This window comes from Endozoicomonas atrinae (assembly GCF_001647025.1).
GTDB classification, from domain to species: Bacteria; Pseudomonadota; Gammaproteobacteria; order Pseudomonadales; family Endozoicomonadaceae; genus Endozoicomonas; species Endozoicomonas atrinae.
Genome location: NZ_LUKQ02000680.1, coordinates 1 through 750, shown reverse-complemented (window position 1 = coordinate 750; position 750 = coordinate 1). Strand labels below are relative to the sequence as shown.

Below are 750 nucleotides of genomic sequence, written 5' to 3'. Positions count from 1 at the left end.
GTTACCAGAGTTTGATTCGGCGATATGGTGGAGAGCCCAGTATGAGCAGACCTGGTAACTGCTGGGATAATGCAGCTATGGAGTCATTCTTTAGCCGGTTAAAAGTTGAATTAGTTTATGCCGAACGCTTTCAGAGTATTGAAGAAGCCAGATCAGGGATCTTTGAATACATCGAAATATTTTATAACCGAATCAGACGACATTCATCACTGGGATATTTAAGTCCTGTTGAGTTTGAGCGTAGAAACCAACAATAGGTGTCCACTTTTCGTGGGTAACACCAATTGATAGTGGTGATACAGGGGTATTATTGGTTGATATAATTTTGAAAAATGGTGAATTGATAAAAATCTCTGGCCTTGATGATTTAATATTTTTTCGTAGTGGTGATCAGTGGGAGGTGGTGAATTCTAGTATTTGTGTATTTAGTACCGCAGAAACTTATAGTTTGGAGGCTCGATCACAGAACAGTGGGCTGCTAAAAAATTCTCAAGATGAAGGAATTAGATATTACTCGTCATGGGCGGATAAGCAAGGTGTTGAGCACTCCTTGTCAGATTTATTATCTGGTGGAACTGAAGTATTAACTGGGTTGAGAGCAGATAACACAGAAGGTTGCCAACTGTCATCACCGATGTAATAAGTCTTCAAAACACCAGTTTAATTTGACCTCCCGATTAACCCTTTTCTGGCCGATTGTTTTCCTGTTGGTATCAAGCAGGGAGCAGCGCCATGACCAATCGAGAGGAC

General features: G+C 40.8%; 2 protein-coding genes. Both read left to right on the top strand.

The genetic code is table 11. From position 1 onward, the window contains the following. Positions 1-257, top strand: a 257-nt coding sequence (locus AK963_RS30020) for an integrase core domain-containing protein (RefSeq protein ID WP_139117818.1), incomplete at its 5' end; no start/stop codon positions are given. Between the two features lie 53 nt (positions 258-310). Next, positions 311-640: a hypothetical protein gene (locus tag AK963_RS30015; protein ID WP_066018836.1), complete on the top strand. Its 330-nt coding sequence runs from the start codon at positions 311-313 to the stop codon at positions 638-640. Positions 641-750: the final 110 nt, after the last annotated feature.